A 24,956-nucleotide genomic window follows, 5' to 3' on the forward strand; every position below is an offset into this window, starting at 1 on the left:
AGAAAATAGAGAGAGGCATTTTTCAATGGCAAGCGCCGACAAAGTGCCAATGCTGGCCGAGGGCCACCGCAAGATCGACGACGAGGTTCGGCACCTCAAGATGTTCGAACGCCCCGCCATCATCGAGGCGATCGAAGTCGCCCGCGCGCATGGCGACCTGTCCGAGAACGCCGAATACCATGCCGCCAAGGAGCGCCAGGGCCAGGTCGAGGCGACCATCGCCGACCTCGAGGACCGGCTGAGCCGCGCAATGATCATCGATCCGACCACCTTGTCGGGCGACAAGGTCGTGTTCGGTGCGACGGTGACCCTGACCGACGAGGAAAAGAAGACCATCCGCTATCAATTGGTCGGCCAAACCGAAGCCGACGCCAGGGTCGGGCGGATCAGCTATAATTCGCCGCTCGGGCGGGCGCTGATCGGCCGCACAGTGCGTGAGGAGGTCGAGGTCACGACCCCGTCTGGCGAGCGCTATTACAAGATCAAGGCGATCGAATTTATCTAAGCCGTGCCGGCGGCGTTCCGGCGCCGCCTACGCGTTCGACGCCGCCGGGCTGGTATCGGCGACCGGATCCGCATCGGGCTCGAGCAGCCGATGCAGATGGACGACGACATATTTCATCTCGGCGTCGTCGACGGTGCGCTGCGCCTTGCCGCGCCAGGCTTCCTCGGCCTCGGCATAATTCTCGAACAGCCCGACCAGGTCGATCGAATCGAGGTCGATGAAGTCGAGCCCGCGCGGGTCCTTGACCTTGCCGCCGAAGACCAAATGAAGCTTGCTCATTCGTGGTCCCGGGCGGCGCTGATCGCCGCGTTGGCCGAGGTCCGCGCGGCATCGCCGGCGCCATCGAAGATCGAGCGCAGCGTCGCGGCGCCTTTCTCGCGGGTCAAGCCCAATTCGGCGAGGCGCGAGGTGCCGGCTTCTTTGGCCGCGGCGGCGGCGGCCTTGGCGGTGCCGGTGAGCCGATCCGCGGTCGGGCGCAGGAGCCGGGTTTCGCTCTTGGTGCGGGGCAGGATAGCGGCCAGCAGAGCCCCGGCGGCGAGACCGGCGGCAATGGCGATCAGCGGCGCCTCGTCGATGCCCTCATTGGCGCGGCGGCCAGCGCCGGCGACGCTGTCGCGCGCCTCGTCATAGGCGTCGATCGCGCGGCTGCGGATGCTGTCAGTGTTTTTCTCGGTCATGCGATGGTCTCCGTCGCTTTCTTGCTAATTCTGGACTTGCGTGGTCGTGTTTTGCCGGCGCTGGGCTTGTCCTTGCTGGCCTTGCGCTTGGCGTTCACGCCTTTGGCGAGCTTGCCGGCGGAGTCGATCAACGGTTTGCGGGCGAAGAACAGGGCCAGAGCAGCGACCACACCGCTGGCAATGGCCGGGCGGCTGCGGACGGCGTCGACAGCTTCCTCGGCCAGATCGGCGCCTTTTTCCTTGGCGCCTTCCCAAATGTCCCGAGCCCAGGTCTGCGGGCTGATCAGGCCGAGAAATTCATCCTGCAGTTCGCGCGCCGTCGCCATCATCCGGGCGCGCGCCCGCTCGGCCTCGATCCGCGCCGCCGCGATTGCGGGCGTGTCTTGGGTCATGGCTCGCCCCGGATCATTTGCACGGCCCGCCAGCCAAGACCGGCGGCGATGCCGGCGAAGATCGCGAACGAGGCGATGCCGGCCAACAGCGGCCCGAGCAGCGGCAGTAGTGCGAGGAACAACGCCACGGCCAGGACGGTTGCCGCCGCCTGGCTGAGGAGGAAGGCGGCCGCCAGCAGGATCGCCGGGACCTTGAGGCCGTCAGCCTTGGCGGACGCGATGGCTTTCGCGACGCCGATCTCGGCCTGGGCATAGGCCTTGCCTTCATCGACCAGCCGGCTGACGAGCTCGCCAATCGGGCGGTCGTCGTCCGGCCCAGGCCGCGGCGGATCGGCGGGTTTGAGCATCAGGCCTTGCGCTTGCCGCGCGCGCCTTTGCCGGCCTTGCCACCATCGCCGTCGTCCTTGGCGAGGCCGGTCTTGACCAGGCGGGCGACGACAAAGCCGATGATCGCCGCGCCGGCGAGCGCGATGCCCGGGCTCTGGCGGACAAATTCGCGGGTGTCGTCGATCAATTCGTCGGCATCCTTTTTCGCGAGGCTGCTGGCGGCGTCGTCGATCGCGGTCGCGGCGCGGCGGGCATAGTCGCCATAATCGGCACCGAGGCGCTCATCGAGGCCGTCCGCCGTATCACCGACCAACCTGCCGACATTGGCCAGCGCTTCGGCCGATTTTTCGAGACCCTGGCTGACCAGACCGCGAGTCTTGTCGGCGGCCTGGCTCGACAATTTTTCGCGCCCGCTGCGGATTTTGTCGAGGATGGCGTCGCGGCTGCCGCGACCGGACGACTGGCCAAGGTCGGCGACCAGCAGCACGTCGCCGCTCTCGCCGCCGGCGGACGTGGGCGTCGACGCGCCGGAAATGATCTTGTCGGTGCCTTCGGGAAGGTCGGTATTGTCGTCTTGCATGGTCTTCGCTCCTTTGCACCTTCAACCCGGACCGCCACGCCTTCGTTCCGGCAACCGGCGGCGAATGTTGCACGTCCTGACCCGCACCATATAAGCGCGGCGCACGGCGTTTTCATCACGCTTTCGCATTCATAATCAGGAAACGGGAATTTCCATGAACGCCATCGTCACCGTCCATGGCCGCCAGATCCTCGACAGCCGGGGCAACCCCACGGTCGAGGTCGATGTGACGCTGGCCGACGGCAGCCTGGGCCGCGCGGCGGTGCCCTCGGGAGCCTCGACCGGCGTGCACGAAGCGGTCGAGCTGCGCGATGGCGATACCAAGCGCTGGGGCGGCAAGGGCGTCGAGCAAGCGGTCGGCAACGTCAACGGCGAGATCGCCAAGGCGATTATGGGGCGCGAGGCCGAGGACCAGGCCGGGCTCGATGGCGCGCTGATCGCGCTCGACGGCACCGAAAATAAGGGGCGGCTGGGCGCCAATGCGATCCTCGGCGTCAGCCTGGCGACGGCCAAGGCGGCGGCGAACGCGAGCGGGATGCCGCTGTATCGCTACATCGGTGGGGCGGACGCCAATTTGCTGCCGGTGCCGATGATGAACATTTTGAATGGCGGCGCCCACGCCGACAATGGCATCGATTTTCAGGAATTCATGGTCGTGCCGGTTGACGCTGCGAGCTTCGCCGAGGCGCTGCGCTGCGGAGCGGAGATCTTCCACGCACTGAAGAGCGCGCTGCACCAGGCGGGGCTATCTACGTCGGTGGGTGATGAGGGTGGCTTCGCGCCGGCCATCCGCAACTCCACCGAAGCGCTGGATTATATTGAAAAAGCGGTGACAGCCGCGGGTTACAAGCTGGGCGGCGATGTGGTGCTGGCGCTCGATTGCGCGGCGAGCGAGTATTTCAAGGACGGCGCCTATCGGATGACAGGCGAAGGGCGGACCCTGTCGCCGGCCGAGAATGTCGATTTCCTCGCCGGGCTCGCGGCCAACTATCCGATTGCCTCGGTCGAGGATGGCATGGGCGAAGACGATATGATTGGCTGGAAGCTGCTGACCGAGCGGCTCGGATCGCGCGTCCAGCTGGTCGGCGACGATCTGTTCGTGACCAATGAGAAGCGCCTGGCGCAAGGGATCGCCGACGGCATCGCCAATTCGATCCTGATCAAGGTCAACCAGATCGGCACGCTGACCGAGACGATTGCCGCGGTCCGCCTGGCGCAGAGCGCGGGCTACACGACCATCATGTCGCACCGATCGGGCGAGACCGAGGACGCAACCATCGCCGATTTGGCGGTGGCGCTGTCGTGCGGGCAGATCAAAACCGGCAGCGCCGCGCGCTCCGACCGCACCGCCAAATACAACCAGCTGCTGCGCATTGAGGAAGAGCTCGGTGACACCGCGCGCTATGCGGGGCGCGACGCGCTGAAGGCCTATCGCCCGGCCTAGCAACGCCGCTCAGCTGCCGACCACGAATCTCGCGATCGGTAGCCAGCCCGGAGTATGATAGATCAGGGTCGCCGCGATCTGGCCGAGAAGGATCGCGGGAACGGCAATTTCATACACCCGATGCAGTCGTCCACGAGTCCACCAATCGTAAGCGCAGGCGCCGAGCATCAACAAGTTGGGCGCGGCAAAGGAATAGATGAGCGTTCCAAGCAGGCCGTCGCCGACTAGGCTGTACAGCGGGCCACTCCACCAGCGCCCATAAGCGGCACCGACAATCACCGTCGTCGCCAGCAGGATGAGGCGTTTGTGCGCGCTGGGGTTCTTGCGCGCGATGATCGCCAAGGTGGCGAGGATGGGGAAGGCGATGACGTAGTAGATCGCGATGGCGAAATAGGCTCGCTCGTCGGGCTCCTTGACCCGGAAGGTCTGGCTGTAGATCTCGGACAGAAAGGCGGTCACCGTCATCAGCGGGATGAGCGCGACGCTGATCACCCCAAGCCGCATATGAACGAGCGGCCGGCGGGCGCGGATCAGCAGAATCTGCGCGGTCAGGAGGATCATCCAGCTGCTGAACGCGACCGCGTGCATTTCGAGGATTAGGGGCGCCGGATAATCGGCGTGGCCGGTCCGCCGCAGTTCGGCGGCGGGCACGAAACCCATCAACACGCCAAGCCAGCATAAAGCGAGAAACAGCAGGAAGAAGTTGCGGTCTTGCGGGTGATAAGCGACGAAGCGCCGCCGTGGCGACGGCTTGATCGGCTCCTTCCGGGACTGCTCGGCAGGCAATTCCATTGGCATGCTCTCCCCCGCGTCGGGCGGTAACATGGGCGGCCAATTCCTCGCAAGCATGGCGCTAATCTCCAACTTCCAGGGCGAATTCATTGCGATTGAGCGCTTTTTGCTTGCCTTCATGACGTCATCGTGATTCCTTGATTGCCGATGCGGGGAACGAAGCACAATCTGGGACTGATCCGGCGGGCGGCGATGCCGGCGCTGGCGCTGATCGTGGTCGGCAATTTCGCCGGCTATGCGGTCGCCGGCCCCAACGGTTTGCTCGCCTGGGGCGGCTATCACCGCAATTTGAATGAGCGGAAGGTCGAGCTTGCACAGCTCGAACGCGACCGCGCCCAGTTGCGTCACCGCTCGGCGCTGCTCGATCCGCGCAAGGCCGACCCGGACATGGCCGACGAGCTGGTCCGCCGCGATCTCGGGCTGGTTCGCCCCGACGAAGTCATCGTCCCGCTCGATTAGTCAGCGCCCGCGGTTGCCAGTTGGCCCGCGCTTTTCCTATAGAGCCAGCCGCTTCATGCCCGATGAAAGGCCACGCCTTGGCGCGTCCCGCTAAACCCAAAACCGCGAAGTCCGCTGTGCCAGCCACCGCCCAACGCGCGCGACCGCCCGAACCCAAGCGCTTTAAGGCGTCCAAGGACGAGCTGATGGCGCTGTACAAGCAGATGCTGCTGATCCGCCGCTTCGAGGAGCGGGCGGGGCAGCTGTACGGTCTCGGCCTGATTGGCGGCTTCTGCCATTTGTACATCGGCCAGGAAGCGGTCGCGGTCGGCCTGCAGTCGGCGATGACGGTCGGCAAGGACAGCGTCATCACCGGTTACCGCGATCACGGCCACATGCTGGCGTATGGCATCGACCCCAAATTGATCATGGCCGAGCTGACCGGCCGCTTCGCCGGCATTAGCCACGGCAAGGGCGGATCGATGCATATGTTCTCGGTCGAGCATGGCTTTTACGGCGGCCACGGCATCGTCGGGGCGCAGGTCAGTCTCGGCACCGGGCTGGGCTTCAAGCATCAATATCTGGGCGATGGCGGCGTCTGCCTGACCTATTTTGGCGACGGTGCCGCCAACCAGGGCCAGGTCTATGAAAGCTTCAACATGGCCGAGCTGTGGAAGCTGCCGGTGATCTACGCCATCGAGAATAATGAATATGCGATGGGGACCAGCGTCGCGCGGTCGTCGTCGGAGCCCGATTTCTACAAGCGCGGCGAAAGCCATCGCATTCCCGGCGTCCAGGTCGATGGCATGGACGTGCTGGTGGTGCGCGGCGCGGCCGAAATGGCGCTGGAGTGGACGCGGAGCGGCAAGGGACCGATCATCCTCGAGTTCAAGACTTACCGGTACCGCGGCCATTCGATGTCCGACCCGGCGAAATATCGGACGCGCGAAGAAGTGCAGGATTATCGCGAGCATAAGGATCCGATCGACCATGCCGCCAAGGCCTTGGGAAAGCTCGGCGTTCCAGAGGATGAATTGAAGGCAATCGACAAGCAGATCAAGGACATCGTCGTTGAAGCTGCCAAGTTTGCTGAAGACGCGCCCGAGCCCGATCCCAAGGAATTGTACACCAACGTGCTGGTGGAGAGCTACTGATGCCGACGCAGCTCACCATGCCTGTTTTGTCCCCGACGATGGAGGAGGGGACATTGGCGAAGTGGCTGGTCAAGGAAGGCGATGTGGTCAAATCCGGCGATATCCTGGCCGAGATCGAAACCGACAAAGCGACGATGGAGTTCGAAGCGGTCGACGAGGGGACGATCGCCAAGATTTTGGTGCCCGAGGGCAGCGACGGCGTGAAGGTGGGGACGCCGATCGCGGTGCTGGCCAGCGAGGGCGAGGATGTCAGCGCTGCTTCGGCTGCTTCGGCACCGAAGGCCGACCCGACGCCCAAGGCCGACGAGGCTTCAAAAGCTGCGGTTCCGCTCCCGGAATCGCCGGCTCCGACACCGCATCTGATGGAAACCGCGGCGCGCGAGCTGGTCGCCGACGTCGCCCGCGCCCACGACGCGCCGGAAGTGCCGGACGGCACGCCGCTGACCAATATGACATTGCGCGAGGCGCTGCGCGACGCGATGGCCGAGGAAATGCGGCGCGACGACCGGGTGTTCGTGATGGGCGAGGAAGTCGCCGAATATCAGGGCGCTTACAAGGTGACGCAGGGCCTGCTGCAGGAATTCGGACCCCGACGCGTGATCGATACGCCGATCACCGAATATGGCTTTGCCGGGCTCGGCACCGGCGCGGCAATGGGGGGATTACGACCAATCGTCGAATTTATGACCTTCAACTTCGCCATGCAGGCGATCGACCACATCATCAATTCGGCGGCCAAGACCAATTACATGTCGGGCGGCCAGATGCGCTGCCCGATCGTGTTTCGCGGGCCCAATGGCGCCGCCGCCCGGGTCGGCGCCCAACACAGCCAGAATTACGGGCCGTGGTACGCCAGCGTGCCGGGGTTGATCGTTATCTGCCCGTACAGCGCCGCCGACGCCAAGGGGCTGCTGAAGGCCGCGATCCGCACCGACGACCCGGTCGTCTTTCTCGAGAATGAGCTGCTCTACGGCCAGCATTTCGACGTCCCCGAACTCGACGATTATGTGCTGCCGATCGGCAAGGCGCGGATCGTCCGGCCGGGCAAGGACGTGACCCTGGTCAGTTACTCGATCGGCGTCGGCGTCGCGCTAGAAGCGGCCGAGGAGTTGATGGGGCAGGGGATCAGCGCCGAAGTCATCGACCTGCGCACGCTACGCCCGCTCGACAAAGCGACGGTGCTCGAGAGTTTGAAACGCACCAACCGCCTGGTGGTGGTTGAAGAAGGCTGGCCAACCTGCTCGATTTCCTCGGAAATCATCGCGATTTGCATGAACGAAGGCTTCGACGACCTCGACGCGCCGGTGATGCGGGTAACCAATGTCGACGTGCCGCTGCCTTATGCCGCCAACCTCGAGAAACTGGCGCTGATCAAGGCCGCCGACGTGATCGCCGCGGCGAAGGCCGTCTGCTATCGCTGAACGCGCGCTCGACTTCGACCGGCAGAACGCGCTCGACCTGCTGCCGCGTTCCCTAAGGCCTGCATTCAAGGCACTTTGGCAACTCGACCTGGCCATGGCGGATGTCGTGGCGACGACCACCGAGCCAGCGCTTGGTGCTATCCGGCTCGCCTGGTGGCGTGAGCGGCTCGACGAGCTCGACAGCAATCTTTCGCCTCCGCCCGAGCCGAGGCTGGTGGCTGTTGCCGAGCAATTGTTGCCGTGCCGAGTGAGTGGCCACGAGCTTTCCGGACTGTCGGACGCATGGCGGCCTTTGCTTGCGCCGTTTCCATGGGATGACCGCGTCGCTGAGGGGTTGCGGCTGCGCGGACTCATTCTCTTTCGCGCCGGCGCCCAGCTATTGCATGGTAACCCACAGGACACCGAGGCGGCGGGGGCGTTGTGGTCGTTGGTCGATGGGGCACGCCATTGCAGCGACGTGCATTCCCGGATCTTCCTGCTGGACCAAGCCAAAGATGCAATTGCGCTGTTGCCGCGTGAACGGCCGCCGAAATCCCTGCGTCGGCTGACAGCGCTGGCTGCCGTTGCCGCTCATGACGTCCTGCGCAACAAGCCGCTCGACTTGCCGTACGCCGATAGCGGGCGGGGCATGGCCGTATTCCGCCATTATTGGAACGGAAAGCTGCCGCGCGGCTGAGACGAGAAACTTAACCTAGATTGACTCCTATCGCGGCAAAGTGCACCGCCTAACCGCCGGATCTCCTCGATTGGAGATAGCCCATGACGCGCATTTTTGCCGGGGCCGCCGCCTCTCTGCTGCTGGTAACCGGAGGTTTTCTGCTGTGGCAGGGCCGGGCCGGCGATGCCTTCATCCTTCCTGCCGCGCCGCCTGCCGGGTCGCGGCAACCGTCATTGTTCGCTAGTAATGTCGTGCCGCAAGCCCCGGAAGCGACGGCGAAAAGCCGCGAAGAGAAGCGATTTTCGCGGGTCGACAAGGACCGCGACGGGCGGATCGAAAAAGACGAGGTGTTCGCGCCGCGCCGCAAGGCGTTCGCCAAGCTCGACACCAACGGCAACGGGTCGCTGTCGTTCGAGGAATGGGCGGCGAAGTCGATCGACAAGTTCGGCGGGGCGGACGCCGATCATTCGGGCTGGCTAACCCCGACCGAATACGCGACCACCGCCCCGCCGCCGCCGAAGCATCCAATAAAGTGCGGGTGCTAGTAATTCCTCCCCATCGCAACGCGATGGGGAGGGGAACCAGCAAAGCTGGTGGAGGGGTCAATGCCGCCACCTCGTGAGAAAAATGCCGTTGTGCTCCAGGCGCGGGCGTTGCGGCGCAACATGACCTTGCCCGAGGGGCTGCTGTGGCAAGAGCTGCGCCGGCGACCCGATGGGCTGAAATATCGGCGCCAGCATCCGATCGGGCGTTGCATCGTCGACTTCTATTGCCCCGACGCAAAACTCGTCATCGAGATCGATGGCATGAGCCATGACATGGGTGATCGCCCAGATCGCGACCGACGCAGAGACATTTGGCTGGAGGGGCAGGGATTGAGCGTACTTAGGTTTGGCGCGGCTGACGTGATGAAGGATTTGGCGTCGGTGGTTACGGCGATAATTCGCGCCTGCCAGCGCTGACTACCCCTCCACCATTTCGCTTCGCTCGATGGTTCCCCTCCCCATCTGGCGATGGGGGGGAACTTCCTGCAGCCACTCGGCAAGCGCGGCGCGGGCGCGGTCGGTGTAGGCTTTCTTGCGATCGGCTTTCCTGAGGCGGCTTGCGGGCGGCGGCATCAGGCCAAAATTGATGTTCATCGGCTGGTAAGTGGCGGCGTCGGCACCGCCGGTGATGTGGGCCAGCAAGGCGCCGATCGCGGTTTCCGGGGGAGGGGGCGCGAGCGTCTCGCCAATATGCTCGGCGGCCGCGAACCGGGCGGCGATGAGGCCGATGGCGGCGCTTTCGACATAGCCTTCGCAGCCGGTGATCTGCCCGGCGAAGCGGATATTGGATTTCGATTTCAAGCGAAACTCGCTGTCCAACAGCCTGGGTGAATTGATAAACGAGTTGCGGTGGATGCCGCCAAGCCGCGCGAACTCGGCCCTTTCGAGCCCCGGGATAGTGCGGAAAATCCGCACCTGGTCGCCATGCTTCAACTTGGTCTGGAAGCCGACCATGTTCCACAGCGTGGCGAGCGCATTGTCCTGGCGCAGCTGCACCACCGCGTAGGGCCAGCGGCCGGTGCGCGGATTGTCGAGCCCGACCGGTTTCATCGGGCCGTGGCGGAGGGTCTCGGGTCCCCGCTCGGCCATGACTTCGATCGGCATGCAGCCTTCGAAATAAGGCGTGTCGCGCTCCCATTCCTTGAACTCGGTTTTTTCGCCGGCATTCAAGGCCGCGACAAACGCTTCGTACTGGGGGCGGTCCATCGGGCAGTTGATGTAATCCTTGCCACCCTTGTCCCATCTGGCGGCCATCCAGCAGATGTCCATGTCGACGCTGTCGCGGTGGACGATCGGGGCGATGGCGTCGAAGAAAACGAGGGCGTCGCTGCCGGTTTCGGCGGCGATCGATGCGGCGAGCGCCGATCCGGTGAGCGGGCCAGTGGCGATGATCGTCGGATGGTCAGGCAGTGCATCAACCCGTTCGCGCACGACCGTGATGTTCGGGTGCTGCTCAATCGCCCGCGTCACTTCTTCAGCGAAAAGGTCGCGATCCATGGCCAACGCCGATCCCGCCGGCACGCGATGCTGGTCCGCCGCGCGCATGACCAGCGAATCCAGAGCCCGCATTTCCTGGTGGAGCAGGCCGACGGCATTATGCTCGGCATCGTCGGAGCGGAAGCTGTTCGAGCACACCATCTCGGCGAGGCGGTCGGTCTCGTGCGCCGGCGTGCCGTCGCCCCCGCCGCGCATTTCGGACAGGCGCACCTTGAGCCCGGCCTCGGCCAGCTGCCACGCCGCTTCCGACCCGGCCAGCCCGCCGCCGATGATGTGAATGTCATGGGTCACGGGATTCGCTTAGCCAATAGTCACTCTTTCGTCATGCCGGACTTGATCCGGCACCCGCCTTCTCATCGATAGGCAGACCCCGGATCAAGTCCGGGGTGATGCGAAGGCTAGGCCGGCGGGGCGGCCTCGCCGACCAGGAGGTCCTCGATGGCGGAGATCGGACGGTCGGTCATTTCCTTGTTGAGCGTGAGCACGATTCGCCGCTCGACCTCCTTGTGCAATTCCTTGCGCAACACGCCGAGCGTCTTGGGCGGGGCGATGATTGCCAGCGCTTCGAAGTCGTGCCTGAGCGCGCGTTTCTTGAGCTCTTCGGCGGCATCCTTGGCCCATTGGTCTTCGGCCTGCTGATGGAAGTCGGTCTCGTCTAACGCCGGGCGCCCGTATCCGAAGCTCTGCGATATTGTCCCCGGCGCATCGCTTTTGATCTCGTGGTCCTTCAGGTCCTCGCGCTGGTCGTGGGCCTCGGTCCGCAAGTCGATTTGATTCTGGTCGCCGTGATTGCGCAGGAACATCAGTTTGCGGCCATCGGCGACGAGAACGAGCGCGTTATGGGGAAGGGCCATTTCTTTCTCCTTGGCTTGTGCAAGGAGAACGCCGGGCCGCCGACACCCGTTCCGTTACTTGTCGCTCCCCGAAGCCAGATCCTCGCCGACCTCCGCGCCTTCGTCGGGCGCCCGCTCGTCATCGCTTTCGACCTCGATTTCGTCGTCGGTTTCCTCGATCTTGGCGACGCTGACCACGCGTTCATTCTCGGCGACGCGGAAGATCGTCACGCCTTGGGTGTTGCGGCCCATGACGCGGATGTCGCCGACGGTGGTGCGGATCAGCTTGGCCTGGTCGGTGACCAGCATCAATTGCTCGCCCGGCTTGACCGGGAAGCTGGCGATGACGTTGCCGTTGCGCTCCGACGTGTCGATGTTGGTGATGCCCTGGCCGCCGCGATTGGTGCGGCGATATTCATAGGCCGAGCTGCGCTTGCCATAGCCGTTTTCGGTCACGGTCAAGATGAACTGCTCGCGCTCGGCCAGCTCCGCCACCCGATCCGACGGCAGCGAGCATTCGACATCCTCGCGCTCGCGCCACGGCGGGCATTTGAGATAGGCCTCGCGTTCCTCCTGGGTAGTGCCGACCCGGCGCAGGATCGACATCGATATGACTTCGTCGTCACCGAGCAGGCGGACGCCGCGCACACCCATCGAATCGCGCGACTGGAATTCGCGGACGTCGGTCGACTTGAAGCGGATCGCCTTGCCGTGGCGAGTGGCGAGGAACACGTCGTCGTCTTCGGTGAGCAGCTCGACGCCGATCAGCCGGTCGTTGACATTGTCCTCGTCGCCCTCGTCGCTTTCGGTTTCGCCAAAGCGCATCGACCGCTTACCGGCGGTGCGGATGCTGGTGAAGGCGTCCATGCTGTTGCGGCGGACGGTGCCGCGCGCGGTGGCGAACATGATGTGAAGCCCGCCCCATTCGGCCTCGTCCTCGGGCAAGGGCAGCACGGTCGAAATGGTTTCGCCTTCGGCCAGCGGCAGCAGATTGACCATCGGCCGGCCCTTGGCGTTGGGGCCGCCCTCGGGCAGCCGCCAGACCTTCATTCGGTAGACCTTGCCCGCCGAGGAGAAGAACAGCACCGGATTATGGGTCGAGGTGACGAACAGGTTGGTGACCGCGTCTTCATCCTTGGTCGTCATGCCCGACCGGCCCTTGCCGCCGCGCTTCTGTTCGCGAAACACGGCCAAGGGCGTGCGCTTGATGTAGCCGGTCATGGTCACCGTCACGACCATGTCCTCATGCTCGATCAGGTCCTCGTCCTCGATCCCGTCGACGGCGGCCGCGAGTTCGCTCAGGCGCGGCGTGGAGAATTCGGCGTCAACCTCGTCGAACTCTTCGCGCATTACTGCGTAGAGCCGGGCGCGGTTGCCGAGGATTTCGAGCAATTCGCCGATCGAGCCGGCCAGGCCCTCCAGTTCGTTGCCGATTTCGTCGCGGCCGAGCGCGGTCAGGCGGTGGAGGCGAAGCTCGAGGATCGCTTTGACCTGCGTTTCGGACAATCGGTAGCTGACGCCGGCCTTCTGCGGCTCGACGGCTTCGACCAGCGCGATGTAGGGGCGGATCTGCTCGCCGGGCCATTCGCGGGCGAGCAGCTTCTCGCGCGCTTCGGTCGGGCTGGCCGAACCGCGGATCAATTTTACTACCTCGTCGAGATTGGTGACCGCGACGACCAGCCCGAGCAAGATGTGGGCGCGGTCGCGGGCCTTGGCCAGCTCGTGCTTTGAGCGGCGGGTGATGACCTCTTCGCGGAAGCGGACGAAAGCCTCGATGAAGTCGCGCAGGGTCAGCGTCTCGGGCCGGCCGCCGCGGATCGCCAGCATGTTGGCCGGGAACGACGATTGCGCCGGCGTATGGCGCCACAATTGGTTGAGTACGACTTCGGGGGTTGCGTCACGCTTCAGTTCGATGACGATGCGGACGCCGTCGCGGTTGGATTCGTCGCGAATGTCGCTGACGCCCTCGATCCTTTTGTCCTTGGCCGCTTCGGCGATCTTCTCGACCAGGCCGTTCTTGCCGACCTGGAACGGGATTTCAGTGAGAATGATCGAGACCCGGTCGTTGCGGCCTTCCTCGACATGGTGGCGCGAGCGCTGCATGATCGAGCCGCGGCCGGTGGTGTAGGCGCTCCGGATGCCGGACAGGCCGAGGATGAAGGCACCAGTCGGGAAATCGGGGCCTTTGACATATTCCATCAGCCCTTCGGAGCTAATCGCAGGATCTTCGATATAGGCGCGGCAGGCGGCAAGCACTTCGCCCAGATTGTGCGGCGGGATGTTGGTCGCCATGCCAACCGCGATGCCGCCGGCGCCGTTGACCAGGATGTTGGGGAAACGCGCCGGCAGGACCTGCGGCTCGGTCTCGTTGGCGTCGTAATTGGGTTGGAAGTTGACGGTGTCCTTGTCGAGATCGCCAAGGAGGAAATTGGCCACCCGGGCGAGCCGCGCCTCGGTGTAGCGCATGGCGGCGGGCGGGTCGGGGTCCATCGAGCCGAAATTGCCCTGGCCGTCGATCAGCGGCACCCGCATCGACCAGCTTTGGGTCATCCGGGCCAAGGCGTCGTAGATCGCGGTGTCGCCGTGCGGGTGATATTTACCGATGACATCGCCGACGATGCGGGCCGATTTGCGATAGCCGCGGTTGTAGGTGAAGCCGTTTTCGTAGGCCGAATAGAGGATCCGGCGGTGGACCGGCTTGAGGCCGTCGCGCACGTCGGGCAGCGCCCGGCTGACGATGACGCTCATCGCATAATCGAGGTAGCTGGTCTTCATCTCCTCGACGATGGAGATCGGGGCGATGTCGCCTTCGCCATGGCCGCTGCCATTGCCGCCGTTATGATTGTCTTCGCGGTCCTCGACCGGCGGTTCGGTGGCCAAAAGATTATAATCCTGCGCTAGAGATAAGGAGGTACAAGGCCCGTTTTCGGGGCACAGGCGCAAGCAGCGCCACCAGGCGCGCCCCCGCCGTCAATCCACTAGCCGATCAGGACCGTCAGCGCCACCCCGCGCGCGCGTACACGCATGGCTGGCCAGCCCGCCGACGGGCCCAGTCAGAGGCAGGTTCAATTGCGGTTCACGCGGCTGGCGCCAAACGCTTGGCGACGGCCGCTTGCGGCATTATGGGCTCGCCCCAGCCTTGCCCTACTTTCGCGAATCCAGGAGAGTTTGATGAAACCCATTTTGACGATCGGTGTGCTGGCGCTCGCCACCACCGCGGTGCAAATCGGCAGTGTTGAAACGGCGAGCGCGGCGCAGACGCCGACGGCGGCGCCAGAGGCGGCGCCGGCGCCGCGCAAGATCAAGGTCTCCAAAGCCGCGATGAAGCCGATCGCCGAACTGCAGGCGGCGGTAAACGCCAATGACGTTGCCACTATCCCCGCCAAGCTCGCCGCCGCACAGGCGGTCGTCACCTCGACGGATGAAAAGCTCCTGGTCGCCCAGTTGCAGCTGAAAGTGGCGGTCGCCGCGAATGACGAAACAGCGCAGGGCGCGGCGATCGAGGCGTTGATCGCCTCGGGCGGGATCGACCAGGCCCAAACCCCGACCTTGTACGCCGCTCTGGGCAAGCTCCAGTACAAGCACAACCAGTTCGCCCCGGCGGCCTCTTCGTTCGAGCGCGCGCTGGCGATCGATCCCGCCAACACCGATGCGCTCATCCTGCTGGCGGAGACGCGAATTTCGCAGGGTCAGACCAATGTCGCGATCGGGCTGGTCCAACGAGCCGTGCAGGCCAAGACCGCGGCCGGGCAAAAAGCCGACGAGAGCTGGTACAAGCGCGTGGTCGCTTTGGCCTATAATGCCAATCTTCCCAGCGCGGTCGACCTTAGCCGGCAATGGGTTGCGGCTTATCCGACAGTCGCCAATTGGCGTGATGCCCTTCGGGTTTATCGCAAGATCGGCAATCTGGGTCCGTCCGAAACGCTCGACGCCTTGCGGCTCGCCCGGGTTACCGGGGCATTGCAAGGCGATACGGATTTTTACGCCTTTGCCGAGAACGCCGAAGGTTCGTCACCCGGCGAGGCGCGAGCAGTCTTCGACGAGGCCATCGCGGCCAAGCAGCTGGACCCGACCAAGCCGCTGTTCCGCACCGTGATCGCGACGATCAGGACCAGCAAGGTGCTGCTCCTCGCTGAACTGCCGCAACTGGCGACCGAAGCGCGCGCAGCCCCAGCGGCCAAGCTCGCGGTCAGGACCGGCGACGCTTATTATGGCTATGGCGAATATGCCAAAGCGGCCGACCTTTACCGGGCGGCGCTGAGCAAATCCGGCGCGGACGCCAATCTCATCAACCTCCATCTCGGCATGGCGCTCGCCCGGTCGGGCGACCAGGCCGGGGCCACCGCGGCGCTAAAGACGGTCGCTGGCCCGCAGGCCGAGCTGGCCAAATTCTGGCTGGTTTATCTCGCCACCCGGACCTAGTTGAACGACGACGACGACATTGGGGTGTCGGTGGTCGCCGGCACCCCTTTTTGTCTCTGGAAGCGACGCCAAAACCTTCGACCGCCGAGCATTTTGTGCCCCATCGAGTCCTGTGCCATTTCGGGATGGTTAAGCGCCTGAGCCTTACGCGCGTCCAAGGGTCCGATACACCGCGCGTCCATGCCTCGACCAAGGACGCGGAATTAACCTGTGCGCTTCGATGACCGCCTGATGACTGTGTTGGACCAACCAGCGAGCGATCCGCACGACCGTGCGGTGCGCTGGCGCCAATTGGTCGATCTGGTCGCGCGCGCCGGCGGTCAGGCCGACAATCCGCTGGTCGAGCAGGCGTTGGAGCTTATCCGAGCCGACCGGCCACAGGTCGACGATGCGTTGCGGTCGGCAGCGGCGCGGGCGGTTGCGGCCTTGCCGCTGCCTTATGAGCTGGTGGCGCTGTTCGCGATCGACAAATTGGCGGTGTCGGCGCCGATGCTGGCCGCGGCACGGCTCGAGCCCCAGGAGTGGCAAGCCCTGCTGGGCGTCGTTGACGACGAGACCCGCCAGTTCATCGCCACCCTGCATCCCGATATTCCAGCGCCTGCGCCGGTCGAACCCGCGGCAACGCCAGAACCGTTCGTCGAAGCTGGCATCGACCGCGGCCAGGCGATTCCGTCGATCAGCGATGTTGTCGCGCGCATCGAACGGCTCCGCCGAGGTCGGGTGCTGCCAGCGCCGGCATATTCGCCCGATAACCGGCAGATACCGGCTCCGACCGGCGCTCCGGTACTGTTCCGCTGGGAATGCGGGCCGTCGGGTGAAATTGCCTGGGTCGAAAGCGCGCCTCGCGGACCGTTGGTCGGACGTTCCATCGCGCGCGCAGAAGACGGTGAAGGCGTCGATGACGAGGTGGTCCGGGCCTTTGCCATGCGGGCGCCGTTTCGCGATGCGCAGCTTTCCCTGCCGGGCGAGGGGAGCCTGGCCGGCGCCTGGAAGATCAGCGGTGTCCCGGCCTTCGAACCGGCCGATGGCCGCTTCGCCGGCTATCGCGGCATCGCCCTGCGCGAAGCCAATGGGGGTTACGACCCGGCGCTCAGTGGCCAGCATCCGTTGCTGAGCGACCCCAATTCGCTGCGCGAGCTGGTCCACGAGATCAAGACGCCGCTGAACGCGATCATCGGTTTTGCCGAAATCATCGACAGTCAGCTGCTGGGCCCGGCCGATCGCCAGTATCGCACCCGCGCGGCCGAAATTGTCGCCCAGGCCAAGTTGCTCCTGTCGGCGATCGACGATCTCGATTTTGCCGCCAAGCTGCAGGCCGACCGCAACCGCCCGGGCAGCGGAACCGATCTTGCCGTGTTGCTTGAGCAGATCGCGGTGGCGATGCGGCAAGGGGCTTCGGCCAATGCGCCGCACCTCGAACTGTCGATCGAAACCCGCAAACGCCGCTGCGCCATCGAACCGGCGCTGGCGGAGCGCCTGGTGACCCGATTTTGCGATGCGATCTTCGCCGCCGCGGCAGACGGCGAGCAACTCGTCATCCACGTCGACAATCGTTCCGGCCGCTGCCTGCTGTGGGTTCGCCCGCCGCCACAGCTGGGGGCCGGGGATGGCGACCTGGGCGGGAGTTTCGGCCTGCGGCTGGTCCGCGGGCTGGCGCGGATTGCCGGCGGTGACCTGACCATCACCAAAGCGCGCATCACTTTGGCGCTGCCGGAATTGTAAGCCGCTTGCGTGGCCGGTCCCGGCACCGCTAACGCGGATGAGCCGGGCGGGGCCTGTAGCTCAACGGTAGAGCCGGCCGCTCATAACGGCTAGGTTGGGGGTTCGATTCCCTCCGGGCCCACCGGCGCATCCCAACTACGAATGTCCGGGCCGTCACGGAATGAATCCGTGACGTCGATCGATCCCGCTTCGCGGGTCGTCGGCCGGCTCTCGTTGGCTCTTCGCGCTGCTCGCAATGGCGTTGCCATTGCCACGCTGCGCTCGGCAACTCGAATGATGGTCGGGGAGACAGGATTCGAACCTGCGACCCTCTGCTCCCAAAGCAGATGCGCTACCAGGCTGCGCCACTCCCCGAACCCGGGTCCGTTAGCAGCGGTCGCCCGCTTCTTCCAACGCTAATGCTTCTTGGCGGGCTTGTCGGCGGTTTCGTTGGTCGCCGCATTGCCGGCGGCGTTGCCGTCCGCGGTGTGTTCGTCGATCTTGGACTTGATCTTGCTGCCGGTGTCCCTGACGTCGTTGGCGATGTCGCCGGCGATCTTCCCAGCCTCGGTGGCGACGACTTTGGTGCCATTCTCGACCGCGCCATTGTCGTAGCCGAGGGTGACGGCATTATTGTTCGGGTCCTTGCTCAACGAGCAGGCCGCCAGCAGCAAGACCGGGAGGATGATTGCGGTGCGCATGGTAATTCTCCTTGGGATAGCTTCAACGCCGCTTGCGGGCTTTCGGCTGCGGCTCAATCCCGCCCGATAATACCGCCAGCATCGCCGTCCACGCCGCCACGTTCTGCCGCAACGCTTCGGGGTCGATCTTGTCGAGAGTGTCGTCCGGAGTGTGGTGCAAGTCAAAATATTTGGTGCCGTCCTGGCTCAGGCCAACCGCCGACATGCCGCCTTCGATCATCGGGCCGATGTCGGAACCGTCGGCCTCGTCGAGCGGTCCAGGAACAATGCCGAGCGGCGCAAGCGCCGCCTGCAGGGCCTTGCCCTCGGCCTCGCGCGGCTTGCCGAACTTGCTGTCGACTTTCCAGATGCGGTCGGCGCCAAAATCGCTTTCGGCGATCGAGTAGTGACCTTCGCGGCCGTGGAGGTCCTGGTAGAACATGCCGCCATAGATGCCCATTTCCTCGGCGCCGAACCAGACCACACGGATGGTGCGCAGCGGTCGGCCGGCATCCATGATCCGCTTGGCGGCGGCGGCGGTGATGGCGACGCCGGCGCCATCGTCGATCGCGCCAGTGCCGAGGTCCCAGCTGTCGAGGTGGCCACCAACCATCAGGATCGGCGCCGTCGGGTCGCGTCCCGGCACTTCGGCGATGACATTGCCCGAGTCGCCCGGGCGAATTGAGGACACCAAGGTCAAGTGCATGGTCACCGGCTGGCCGCGCTTCAGGATTCGTTGCAGCTGCTCGGCGTCGGGCAGGGACAGCGCCCCGGCCGGAATCGGCGCGACGCCGGTTTCGAATATCTGGCCGCCGGCGTGCGGATTGCGGTGATGGTCGGTGCCGATCGAGCGGACGACGATGCCGATCGCACCCTTGCGGCTGGCGATGCTCGGCCCCTGGCGGCGCGGCCCGCCGAAGAAGCCATAGCCCGAGCCGTCCTGGGTTTGCGGCATGGCGTGCGACACGAAGACGATCTTGCCGCGCACGGCGGCATCGGGCGCTGCGATCAGGTCGGACAGGCTGTCGAAGCCGACGACTTCGCCGACGATGCCTTGGGCGGGCGTTGACGCACTGTTGCCGAACGCCGCCACGACCAGCTTTTGCGGGAAGGGGGCAAGGATTTCCGCCGCCTCGGCCCCACGCGTCCACACCGGCAGGGCGAACCGTTCGACGTGGACGTTGGCAAATCCCATGGCGGTCAACTTGGCGACCGCCCAGGCCCGGGCCCGTGCCTCGGCCTCGGTCCCGCCCATCCGCTGGCCGACTTCAGTCGTCAGTCCTTCGACGAGGTCCCAGGCGTAATTATCGGTGAGCGCGGCATCGCGAATGTCGGCCACCGCCTTCGGCACGGTCGGCAAATAACTTGGCTTGCCCGACGGCGCCGGGGTTGGCGTCGGCAGCGGTTGGGCGACGAGCGGAACAGCGGTCGCGAGCAGCAGCGTTGCAATCAGGGTTCGGATCATGGGAATCGCCTAAAGCAGGGGGGTGCGGGGAGTCATCGCGGCAAGAAACCAAATTGCGCCGCCATGCAATCACAGCAACCGCATCTGCGCGCCTTCCGGCGGCCGAAACAGGTCGCGGCGGAGCGGGAATTTGGCCTGGGGCAGGCCATGTTTCTTCGCCGCGATGGCAAAGCGCGTAAGGATAAGGTCGGCCCACGGACCTTGCCCTTGCATCCGGCTGAAGAAGTTGGGGTCGTTGTCGCGGCCGCCGCGCATAGCGGCGATAGTCGCCATCACCTTGGCGGCGCGGTCGGGGTAATGGTCGGCGAGCCAGGCGCGGAACAAGGGCGCGACTTCGTGCGGCAAACGCACGGGAAGGTAGAAGCCACCGGCCGCCTTGGCGCCGGCCGCGGCCTCCACGATCGCTTCCAGTTCATGATCGGTGATCTGCGGCACGACCGGGGCGATCGCGACGTAGCAGGGGACGCCGGCGGCGTTGAGCTGGCGGATGGCGTCGATGCGCTTGGCGCCGCTGGGCGCGCGCGGCTCCATCGTCCGGCTGATCCTGGGGTCGAGCGAGGTAACCGAAATGGCGACCGCGGCGATGCCGAGCTCGGCGGCGGGCTTGAGCAGGTCGAGGTCGCGCAGCACGCGGTCGGACTTGGTGGTGATGGTGAAGGGATGGCGGGTTTCCAGCAGCACCTCGAGAACCGCGCGGGTTACCCGCCAGCGTTCCTCGATCGGCTGGTAGGGATCGGTGTTGGTGCCCATGGCGATCGGCGCGCAGTCATAGCCCGGCCGCGACAGCGCCGAATGCAGCAATTGCGCGGCCTTGGGCTTGACGAACAAGCGCGATTCGAAATCCACGCCGGGCGACAGATCATGAAAGGCGTGGGTCGGCCGGGCGAAACAATAGATGCAGCCATGCTCACACCCTCGAAACACATTGATCGAGCGGTCGAAGCCGATGTCGGGCGATGTGTTGCGTGTGAGGATGGTCTTGGGGTGTTCGATGGTGACGGTGGTCTGGCGCGGGGTGATCCCGTCCAGCGCCTCAACTGAATCCAGCCAATCGCCGTCGGCCTCGCGCTCCTTCAGGTTGAAGCGCGTTGGCGTGCTGTTGCGCGTTGCTCCGCGCCCACGGATCGACTCGACCGGCATCCCTGTTCGATACGCCAATACCGGAACATATCAAGAACGAATTAGCGAACGGAAAGGTTGGTGTGGCTCGTCGGGAAGGCCGGCCAGCGATGCTGGGCGATGGCGGCCAGGGTCGGCGTCTCGGCCTTTGCCAGCCCTTGATAGACCCACAGGTTGCGGAATACCGCCGGCACATAATAACGGGTTTCCCAATAGGGAATGCTTTCGATCCACAACAAAGGATCGCCCTGGCCGGGGATCGCCGCCCAGCGTCCAACTGGCAGCGGACCAGCGTTGTAGGCGGCCATCATCCGCGGCAACTGGCCGCCGGTGGCCGGGGACCGCCGCATTGCCTCGATGAAGCTTTGGCCGAATTCCAGATTGTAGCTGGGATCGGTTAGCGTCGAGGTCGAAAAGGCCAGCCCTTGGGCGCGCGCCATGTCCCCGGCGGTGCCGGGCCGGACCTGCATCAACCCAACGGCGCCGGCGGCGCTGACGGCGTCGGTGCGAAAGGTCGATTCCTGGATGATGTGGGCAAAAGCGAGTGCCGGGTCGACTCGCCAGCCGGTCAGCGGCGTCCAGTGCGGCATCGGGTAAGCATCTTGCGGAAAAGAGATGGCGCCCGGCTGACCGTTGTGCGCCAGCCAGAATTGGGCGCCGGCGAGATCGAGGCGTCTTGCCACCTCGATCAGGCCGTGGTGCTCCGATGGTCGGCAAATCCGCGCCTGGTGGCGCAGCATCTCCTCGGCCAAAGGGCGTTCGCCGATCCTGGCCAGCTCAACCGCGCGGCGGACGTTGGGCAGGTTTTCGACATCGGCACCGGCGCCGGGCGGGCCAGCCGGCAGCCGGGTGTCCATGCCCAGCGTCTCGCGCGCCAGCAGCCCGTAAAAGCTTTCGTTGGACCGCGCCGCAGCCTTGAGCAGCGGGGCAACCGATTGCGGCCGCCGGCACATCTGTTCCGACCGCGCCGCCCAATAATAAGCGCCGGCGTTGAGCTCGCGCTCGCGGGCAATCGCGGCGACTTCGCGGAATGCGCGCGACGCCGCTTCGCAATCCGACTGACGCCATGACGCCAGACCGGAAATCCACGCCGCCTGGGTCGCCCAGTCGCCGGTTGCGCCGACGCGCCAAGTGTCGGCGACGCGGCGCGCATCGGCGTCGCGGCCGTCCGAATAATAGGCCCAGGCGACGCGTTGCCCGGCTTCCGCGCGGGCTTCGAGCGACAACAAAGGCGCGGCCTGGGTCAGGAGCAACTCGGCGTTGGCCGGATCGTCGGCCTTGACCAACGGATCGAGCGCGGCGCGCAGTTCGTCGGCGGCGGGTTCGCCCTGAACCGGCCGGGCGCGATACCGGGCCGGCGCCGAACCCAGGAACATGAGCGGTTTCCGGGGCACGATCAGGGGGCTGGTGGTGGCGCCCCGGGCGAGAGCCATTCGCGCCAATTGTTCGGCCTGCGGTAGATCGGGCGCTTCGGCGAGCAGCGCCTCAAGGCGGGCGAGGTCGACCGTTGGCGAACCGCGGGCGGTGTACAGTTCGGCCCAGGCGACCGGCGACAGGACGCTGGGCGGGAGCAAGGCGATGCCGGCGTCGGCGGACGCCCAATTGCCGCTGCGGATGGCGGCGAACACGCCGAGCCAGTCGCGCGGGATCGGAATCAGCGGCGGCGCGGGTGTGGGGCTGACCACGGGGGACTGAGGCGGCGCGATGATGATTTGCGGTGGTGGCGGCAGGGTAAATTGGGGCTTCTCGGCGGGGGCGGGCTGATCGGTGATCGGCGCCAGCGGGTCCTGGGCGAAAGCCGGGTGCGCGCACAGCAAAGCGGCACCGGCGAGCAGGTGCAACCTCAAGCGTCATCCTCCATCAGCAGCAACAGGTCACGCCAGGCGAGCGCTTTGTCCGACGGACGGTTCAACAGGAAGCGCGGGTGGAAGGTCGCGATGGCGCGCACGCCCTCGACCTTGTGAACATGGCCGCGGGCGGCGGCGAGCGGCTTGCCTAGCAACGCGCGCGATGGTGCATCGCCGAGCAACAGCAAGCGCTTCGGCTTGGCGAGCGTGACATGCTGCCGGGCGATGTCCGCACATTCGGCGAGTTCTTCGGCACCCATTCTGGCGCCCGGCGCATGGAAGCAGGCCAACGTCGCGGTATAGGCGTCCGCGGCCGGAATGCCGATGGCGGCGAGCATTTTCGCCATCAAATGCCAGGCCTCGCCGCCGATCGGCTTACCTTCGGCTGCGTCTTCCCGGGCCGGCATTTCCGCGACCAGCATCACTGGCGCGGATTCCTGGCCCTGGGGCATCACTCGCGTCGTCCCAGCGGCGGCGAGGGGCAAAGACGGCGCCGACCCCAGCCAATCGCGAAACAGATGCAGCGTCTCAAGCGCCTGGCTGACCGCCAAAGCGGAGGGCTGGCGGACATTGGGCGGCGGCGCCGCCGTCGCTTTGAGCCAGTTGCGCGGATTTTCGGCAATGGCGACATCGACACCCGCCTGCAGCCACCAGCCCAGCGTGCTGGCGGCGTCGGCCGCGCTATATCCCTGGTCTTCCCCGCTCATGCGCCACCTTCAATGTCATTGACGGCGCGGTCAAGGAATTGGCAGGGCATAAGCGGGCAAAACGCCTTGCCCGCGCGACGAAAGCCAAACCGATGACCAGCCGCGAATCAATGCAATATGATGTGGTGATCGTCGGCGCCGGCCCGGCCGGGCTCAGCGCGGCGATCCGGCTGAAGCAGCTGGCGGCCGAAGCGGGGCGGGAGGTCACCGTCTGCGTGCTCGAAAAAGGCAGCGAGGTCGGGGCGCACATCCTGTCCGGTGCCGTGCTCGATCCCAAGGCGTTGAACGAGCTGATCCCCGACTGGCAGGACAAGGGCTCACCGCTCAATGTGCCGGTGACCGAAAACCATCATTGGCTGCTGACCAAGGCCGGCAAGTGGGCGATGCCCGGGTGGATGCTGCCCCCATTCATGCACAATAAGGGCTGCTACACGCTGAGCCTGGGTAATTTCTGCCGTTGGCTGGCCGGGCAGGCGGAAGAATACGGGGTCGAGATATTCCCCGGCTTTGCCGCCGCCGAAATCCTCTATCACGACAATGGCGCGGTAAAGGGCGTGGCGACCGGCGACATGGGTATCGCCCGCGATGGCGCCCACCGCCCCGACTATCAGCCGGGCATTGAGCTCCACGCCCGCTATACCTTTTTCGCGGAAGGCGCGCGCGGCCATCTGACCAAGCGGCTGACCGACATTTTCGACTTGCGCAAGGACAGCGGACCGCAGGTTTTTGGGCTTGGTGTCAAAGAGTTGTGGGACATTCCTACGGACAAACATAAGCCAGGGCGAGTTATCCACAGCCAGGGCTGGCCGCTTACCGACGCGTGGGGCGGGGGATTTCTCTATCATCAGGAGAACGGCCAGGTCGCTTTGGGGTTCGTCGTCGCGCTGGATTATGACAACCCCTATCTGTCGCCGTTCGAGGAATTCCAGCGCTGGAAGACGCATCCGGCGATCCGCGCCGAAATCGAGGGCGGCAAGCGCGTCTCTTATGGCGCGCGGGCAATCAACGAGGGCGGCTGGCAGGCGATTCCCGAGCTGGTGTTCCCGGGCGGGGCGCTGATCGGCTGTTCGGCCGGGTTCGTCAACGTGCCACGGATCAAGGGCTCGCATACGGCGATGAAGTCGGGGATGCTGGCGGCCGAGGCGGCGTTCGCGGCGATTGGCGCCGACTGCAGCGCCGACCGGCTCGAGACTTATCCCAAAGCGCTGCGATCGAGCTGGATCGACAAGGAATTGCGCCTGGTCCGCAACGTCCAGCCGGCGGTGGCGCGGTGGGGCGGGATGCTCGGCACGCTTTATGCCGGGTTCGACATGTGGCTTGGCCAGCTGGGCTTGAGCCTGCCGTGGACGTTGCCACACCACGCCGACCACACGCGCCTGAAGCCGAAGAAAGACGCCCGACCGATTGTCTATCCCAAGGCCGACGACGTGCTGACTTTCGATCGCCTGTCATCGGTGTTCGTGTCGAATACCAATCACGAAGAAAATCAGCCGGTTCACCTGACGCTCAAGGATGCCGCGGTACCAACGCAGATCAATCTGCCGGTCTATGACGGTCCCGAGCAGCATTACTGCCCGGCGGGCGTTTACGAATTTGTCGACGGCGGCGACGGTCATCAAAAGTTGCAGATTAACGCCCAGAACTGCGTCCACTGCAAAACCTGCGACATCAAGGACCCAACGCAGAATATCAATTGGGTGACACCCGAAGGCGGAGGAGGGCCAAACTATCCCAACATGTAGATGGATCGGC

General features: G+C 65.2%; 25 protein-coding genes and 2 tRNA genes. 12 read left to right on the forward strand and 15 right to left on the reverse strand.

Annotated features, from left to right (window positions below):
• Positions 1–25: 25 nt before the first annotated feature.
• Positions 26–505: a transcription elongation factor GreA gene (gene greA, locus RMO25_RS05355; protein WP_309661570.1), complete on the forward strand. Its 480-nt coding sequence runs from the start codon at positions 26–28 to the stop codon at positions 503–505.
• Between the two features lie 27 nt (positions 506–532).
• Here greA and RMO25_RS05360 read toward each other — a convergent pair whose 3' ends face one another.
• Genes RMO25_RS05360 through RMO25_RS05380 form a run of 5 tightly spaced genes read right to left on the reverse strand, consistent with a single transcriptional unit; the run spans position 533 to position 2,481 of the window.
• The gene (locus RMO25_RS05360; RefSeq protein WP_309661571.1) at positions 533–784 is read right to left on the reverse strand and encodes a DUF4170 domain-containing protein; all 252 of its coding nucleotides are present in this window, start codon (positions 782–784) and stop codon (positions 533–535) included.
• On the reverse strand, positions 781–1,182 hold the full coding sequence (locus tag RMO25_RS05365; protein ID WP_309661572.1) for a hypothetical protein: 402 nt from the start codon (positions 1,180–1,182) through the stop codon (positions 781–783). Before RMO25_RS05365 ends, RMO25_RS05360 begins: the two co-directional genes overlap by 4 nt.
• Positions 1,179–1,574, reverse strand: a complete 396-nt coding sequence (locus tag RMO25_RS05370) for a hypothetical protein (RefSeq protein ID WP_309661573.1) — start codon at positions 1,572–1,574, stop codon at positions 1,179–1,181. The genes RMO25_RS05365 and RMO25_RS05370 overlap by 4 nt, the downstream gene beginning before the upstream one ends.
• Positions 1,571–1,921, reverse strand: a complete 351-nt coding sequence (locus tag RMO25_RS05375; RefSeq protein ID WP_309661574.1) for a phage holin family protein — start codon at positions 1,919–1,921, stop codon at positions 1,571–1,573. Before RMO25_RS05375 ends, RMO25_RS05370 begins: the two co-directional genes overlap by 4 nt.
• Positions 1,921–2,481 carry a hypothetical protein gene (locus RMO25_RS05380; protein ID WP_309661575.1) on the reverse strand — a complete coding sequence of 187 codons (561 nt, stop codon included), beginning with the start codon at positions 2,479–2,481 and terminating at the stop codon, positions 1,921–1,923. The genes RMO25_RS05375 and RMO25_RS05380 overlap by 1 nt, the downstream gene beginning before the upstream one ends.
• Positions 2,482–2,635: 154 nt before the next feature.
• Here RMO25_RS05380 and eno point away from each other — a divergent pair, with 154 nt between their 5' ends.
• Positions 2,636–3,925, forward strand: coding sequence for a phosphopyruvate hydratase (eno, locus tag RMO25_RS05385; protein WP_309661576.1), 1,290 nt, complete (start codon positions 2,636–2,638; stop codon positions 3,923–3,925).
• Positions 3,926–3,934: 9 nt separating this feature from the next.
• On the opposite strand, the gene RMO25_RS05390 is transcribed toward eno, so the two are convergent.
• Positions 3,935–4,750, reverse strand: a complete 816-nt coding sequence (locus RMO25_RS05390; protein WP_309661577.1) for a hypothetical protein — start codon at positions 4,748–4,750, stop codon at positions 3,935–3,937.
• A 114-nt stretch (positions 4,751–4,864) separates the two neighbouring features.
• Between RMO25_RS05390 and RMO25_RS05395 the strand changes: the two genes are divergently transcribed.
• The 6 genes from RMO25_RS05395 (at position 4,865) to RMO25_RS05420 (ending at position 9,350) form a co-directional block, all read left to right on the forward strand.
• Complete coding sequence (locus RMO25_RS05395; protein ID WP_309661578.1) at positions 4,865–5,176, forward strand: septum formation initiator family protein; 312 nt, start codon at positions 4,865–4,867, stop codon at positions 5,174–5,176.
• Between the two features lie 77 nt (positions 5,177–5,253).
• On the forward strand, positions 5,254–6,309 hold the full coding sequence (gene pdhA, locus RMO25_RS05400) for a pyruvate dehydrogenase (acetyl-transferring) E1 component subunit alpha (protein ID WP_405051844.1): 1,056 nt from the start codon (positions 5,254–5,256) through the stop codon (positions 6,307–6,309).
• A complete protein-coding gene (locus RMO25_RS05405) occupies positions 6,309–7,730 on the forward strand; it encodes a pyruvate dehydrogenase complex E1 component subunit beta (RefSeq protein WP_309661580.1) in 1,422 nt (473 codons plus the stop codon). Before pdhA ends, RMO25_RS05405 begins: the two co-directional genes overlap by 1 nt.
• Entirely contained in the window at positions 7,723–8,406 is a 684-nt protein-coding gene (locus RMO25_RS05410) for a squalene/phytoene synthase family protein (RefSeq protein WP_405051845.1), read from the forward strand. The genes RMO25_RS05405 and RMO25_RS05410 overlap by 8 nt, the downstream gene beginning before the upstream one ends.
• Positions 8,407–8,489: 83 nt before the next feature.
• A complete protein-coding gene (locus RMO25_RS05415; RefSeq protein WP_309661581.1) occupies positions 8,490–8,933 on the forward strand; it encodes an EF-hand domain-containing protein in 444 nt (147 codons plus the stop codon).
• A 60-nt stretch (positions 8,934–8,993) separates the two neighbouring features.
• A complete protein-coding gene (locus RMO25_RS05420; RefSeq protein ID WP_309661582.1) occupies positions 8,994–9,350 on the forward strand; it encodes an endonuclease domain-containing protein in 357 nt (118 codons plus the stop codon).
• Here RMO25_RS05420 and trmFO read toward each other — a convergent pair whose 3' ends face one another.
• The 3 genes from trmFO to gyrA all read right to left on the reverse strand — a co-directional run bounded on the left by trmFO (position 9,351) and on the right by gyrA (position 14,065).
• The gene (gene trmFO / locus RMO25_RS05425) at positions 9,351–10,721 is read right to left on the reverse strand and encodes a methylenetetrahydrofolate--tRNA-(uracil(54)-C(5))-methyltransferase (FADH(2)-oxidizing) TrmFO (protein ID WP_309661583.1); all 1,371 of its coding nucleotides are present in this window, start codon (positions 10,719–10,721) and stop codon (positions 9,351–9,353) included.
• 107 nt (positions 10,722–10,828) lie between these two features.
• Positions 10,829–11,284, reverse strand: a complete 456-nt coding sequence (locus tag RMO25_RS05430; protein WP_309661584.1) for a host attachment family protein — start codon at positions 11,282–11,284, stop codon at positions 10,829–10,831.
• A 54-nt stretch (positions 11,285–11,338) separates the two neighbouring features.
• Positions 11,339–14,065: a DNA gyrase subunit A gene (gyrA, locus tag RMO25_RS05435; RefSeq protein WP_309661608.1), complete on the reverse strand. Its 2,727-nt coding sequence runs from the start codon at positions 14,063–14,065 to the stop codon at positions 11,339–11,341.
• Between the two features lie 369 nt (positions 14,066–14,434).
• On the opposite strand from gyrA, the gene RMO25_RS05440 reads away from it, so the two are divergent.
• The 3 genes from RMO25_RS05440 to RMO25_RS05450 all read left to right on the forward strand — a co-directional run bounded on the left by RMO25_RS05440 (position 14,435) and on the right by RMO25_RS05450 (position 17,528).
• The gene (locus tag RMO25_RS05440; protein ID WP_309661585.1) at positions 14,435–15,685 is read left to right on the forward strand and encodes a tetratricopeptide repeat protein; all 1,251 of its coding nucleotides are present in this window, start codon (positions 14,435–14,437) and stop codon (positions 15,683–15,685) included.
• A gap of 231 nt (positions 15,686–15,916) precedes the next feature.
• On the forward strand, positions 15,917–17,407 hold the full coding sequence (locus RMO25_RS05445) for a histidine kinase dimerization/phospho-acceptor domain-containing protein (RefSeq protein ID WP_309661586.1): 1,491 nt from the start codon (positions 15,917–15,919) through the stop codon (positions 17,405–17,407).
• 49 nt (positions 17,408–17,456) lie between these two features.
• Positions 17,457–17,528 (forward strand) — tRNA-Ile (locus RMO25_RS05450).
• A gap of 156 nt (positions 17,529–17,684) precedes the next feature.
• Here RMO25_RS05450 and RMO25_RS05455 read toward each other — a convergent pair.
• The 6 genes from RMO25_RS05455 to RMO25_RS05480 form a co-directional block, all read right to left on the reverse strand.
• Positions 17,685–17,761, reverse strand: a tRNA-Pro gene (locus RMO25_RS05455).
• Positions 17,762–17,802: 41 nt separating this feature from the next.
• Positions 17,803–18,087, reverse strand: coding sequence for a hypothetical protein (locus tag RMO25_RS05460; protein ID WP_309661587.1), 285 nt, complete (start codon positions 18,085–18,087; stop codon positions 17,803–17,805).
• A 22-nt stretch (positions 18,088–18,109) separates the two neighbouring features.
• Positions 18,110–19,531: a M28 family peptidase gene (locus RMO25_RS05465; protein WP_309661588.1), complete on the reverse strand. Its 1,422-nt coding sequence runs from the start codon at positions 19,529–19,531 to the stop codon at positions 18,110–18,112.
• A gap of 69 nt (positions 19,532–19,600) precedes the next feature.
• The gene (locus RMO25_RS05470) at positions 19,601–20,671 is read right to left on the reverse strand and encodes a PA0069 family radical SAM protein (protein WP_309661589.1); all 1,071 of its coding nucleotides are present in this window, start codon (positions 20,669–20,671) and stop codon (positions 19,601–19,603) included.
• 41 nt (positions 20,672–20,712) lie between these two features.
• Positions 20,713–22,497 (reverse strand): lytic transglycosylase domain-containing protein, encoded by a 1,785-nt coding sequence (locus RMO25_RS05475; RefSeq protein ID WP_309661590.1) that lies wholly within the window; start codon positions 22,495–22,497, stop codon positions 20,713–20,715.
• The gene (locus RMO25_RS05480; protein ID WP_309661591.1) at positions 22,494–23,204 is read right to left on the reverse strand and encodes a uracil-DNA glycosylase; all 711 of its coding nucleotides are present in this window, start codon (positions 23,202–23,204) and stop codon (positions 22,494–22,496) included. The genes RMO25_RS05475 and RMO25_RS05480 overlap by 4 nt, the downstream gene beginning before the upstream one ends.
• A gap of 92 nt (positions 23,205–23,296) precedes the next feature.
• On the opposite strand from RMO25_RS05480, the gene RMO25_RS05485 reads away from it, so the two are divergent.
• Positions 23,297–24,946: an electron transfer flavoprotein-ubiquinone oxidoreductase gene (locus RMO25_RS05485; RefSeq protein ID WP_309661592.1), complete on the forward strand. Its 1,650-nt coding sequence runs from the start codon at positions 23,297–23,299 to the stop codon at positions 24,944–24,946.
• The last annotated feature ends 10 nt before the right edge of the window (positions 24,947–24,956 follow it).

This window comes from Sphingomonas sp. (assembly GCF_031361285.1).
Taxonomy (GTDB): domain Bacteria; phylum Pseudomonadota; class Alphaproteobacteria; order Sphingomonadales; family Sphingomonadaceae; genus Sphingomicrobium.